The organism is Lactobacillus nasalidis, from assembly GCF_016587775.1.
GTDB lineage: Bacteria > Bacillota > Bacilli > Lactobacillales > Lactobacillaceae > Lactobacillus > Lactobacillus nasalidis.
Genome location: NZ_BOCG01000339.1, coordinates 1 through 2,502 on the forward strand (window position 1 = coordinate 1; position 2,502 = coordinate 2,502).

2 protein-coding genes are annotated in these 2,502 nt (G+C 54.2%); both read left to right on the forward strand.

Annotated features, from left to right (window positions below; translation table 11 throughout):
- The coding region (locus tag lacNas_RS06430; protein ID WP_201346704.1) for a glycosyl hydrolase 53 family protein at positions 1-1,927 on the forward strand (1,927 nt) is incomplete at its 5' end.
- Positions 1,928-2,071: 144 nt separating this feature from the next.
- On the forward strand, positions 2,072-2,502 hold a 431-nt coding region (locus tag lacNas_RS06435; RefSeq protein WP_201346705.1), incomplete at its 3' end, for a hypothetical protein.

The following is a 2,502-nucleotide window of genomic DNA, read 5'->3' on the forward strand; positions in this document are numbered from 1 at the left end:
CAAGGTCTTGGCTGATGCCGGCGTCAACTGGATCCGCCTGCGGATCTGGAACGACCCGTACAACGCCGACGGTCTGGGCTACGGCGGCGGCAACACAGACGAAGCCAGCGTGATCAAGATGGCCAGTGAAGCCAAGAAGTACGGGATGAAGGTCCTTTTGGACTTCCACTACTCCGACTTCTGGGCTGACCCGGCCAAGCAGGTGCTGCCAAAGGCCTGGAAGAGCCTGTCGACCACGGCTTTGAACGAATCCATCAAGCTTTACACGGAAAAGGTCCTGTACGACCTGCGTGATGCCGGTGCCAGCGCCGACATGGTTCAAGTCGGCAACGAAATCACCAACGGTGCCTTCGGCTTGTACACTGACCGTGACCACGGCGGCAACTGGGAAACCTTGTGGAAGAGCGCAGACGGCGACCAGGTAGCCAAGTACCTGGCTACCGCGGCCAAGGCTGTCAGAAACGCCGCTCCGCAGGCTAAGATTGCCTTGCAGCTGGAAACTCCAAACATCTACAAGTACCGGACGATCATGACCGTCTTTAAGAAGAACGGGATCGACTACGACTACCTGGGTACTTCCTACTACCCATTCTGGTCAACTGGAAACAGCAACGGGACTTACAAGGGCCAAGACCTGGGGACCGGGGCCAACACGCCAAACAACTTGCTGGCTGTTGAACAGATGGCCAAGGAAGAATTCGGCAAGACGACGGTAGTTTTGGAAACTGGCTGGCTGAACAACATGAACGACTCAGACGGTACTGGCGACTCCATCGGCACCATGCCAACGATGCCAAGCGGCATTTCCTACACGGCTGACCCGCAAGGACAAGTCGACGAAATGTCTGACATGTACAAGGCAATCGTTGCCGGTGGCGGCGTAGGTGCCTTCTACTGGGAACCAGCCCAAATCGCTGTCAAGGCCGGCTGGAACAACTGGTCCTACAACAAGGAAATGTCCAACGTCTACGGGACCGGCTGGGCTTCCAAGTACGCTATCGGCTACGCTCCAGACAACGTAATGTACTATGAAGGCAAGGAAACTTGGGGCGGCTCGACTTGGGACAACGTGGCCCTCTTTGACGACCACGGCTACCCGCTGCAATCCTTGATGATGTACAAGGGCTTCTTGAATGGCTACGAATCAGCTGAAAATACTGCTTCTGCCGTTACGCCAAAACTGACGGCGCTTTACGGGACTGATGGGACTGATTTGAAGACGGAAAACCAGCTGACTGTCGGCCAGGACCTGTCTTTGACCAACTACCTGGACACGACTGTTTCCAAGTACTTGAACGGGGTCAAGGGAAGCAAGATCAGTGAAGCATCCTTGAAGGAAATCTTCAGCGGCCTCACTGACGGCATCAAGAGCGACCAGTTCCAAGACAACGCCGGCAACAACTACCACTACGAATACTGGCTGGAAGGGACGAGTTCTGCTGAAAAGCTGGCCAACTTCCTCAAGGCCAACGAGGGCGCAACTTACGGCAGCCCGATCACGGTGAACTACACGGCTACCTTGGTCAAGGATGAAAAAGTGATCGAAAAGGCAACTTCAACGATCTCCGCAACCGCGACGACCGTTTGGGGCCTGGACAACGTTACGATCGACAGTCCGCTGACTGTTGGCCAAAGCCTGTCAGCTGACGACGTTGCCTTGATTGAACAGGCTGGTGCTCAATACCTGACTGGCGAGAAGGGAACGGAAATTTCCGCTGACGACTTCACTAAGCTGGCAGCAGCCATCAACGAAGGCATTGCTTCAAGCAAGGAATACCAAGTCAAGTTCACTGATGCAACAAGCGTCTACCACTATGTCTACTACCTTGACGGGACTGACCTGGCCGCTTTGAACAAGGGGGCCAAGTACGGCGATCCGATCAAGATCAACGTCTCCGCTTCTTTGAAGTGGGTCAAGAACCTGTAAGGCCAAGCAATTAAACAAAGAATGCTCAACAAGTTTTGTTGGGCATTTTTTGAGAAATCTGCCAGTCTGGAAAAGAACAAAAGAAAAAAGAACAAAAAAGAAGAAAAAGAAAAATAACAGGAATTAAAAAAGAGGAAACAGCTTATGAAGAAGAGACGGATTAAGCATTTTAAGTCTGGTAAGAGTTTGACGGCAGCCGGCGTCGCTTTGCTGGCTACCGGCCTGGCTGTGGGCAACGTTACCAGCGTAAAGGCGGATACTGAGGCTGACAACAACCAGCAGCCGGCAAGTGTGCAAGCAGAGCAGACGAACAAGCAGGACTCAACGGCTGAAACTGTTGAAGCCGCCAAGTCCTCAGCTGAGACCAGTACAACTGAAGCCACTGAAGCAGCTGAACCGGCTGCTAAGCCTGCTGCCAGCACCGCGACTGCCAAGGCTAGTGCCAGCACTGCAGCTGCTAAGCCTAGTGCCAGCACTGCGGCTGCCAAAACTGCCAGCGCAAGCAAGGCCGTCAAAGCCACCAAGGCGCCGGCGCTGCAAAGCGCCCAGAAGGCAGTCACGGCCACGGCTCAGCC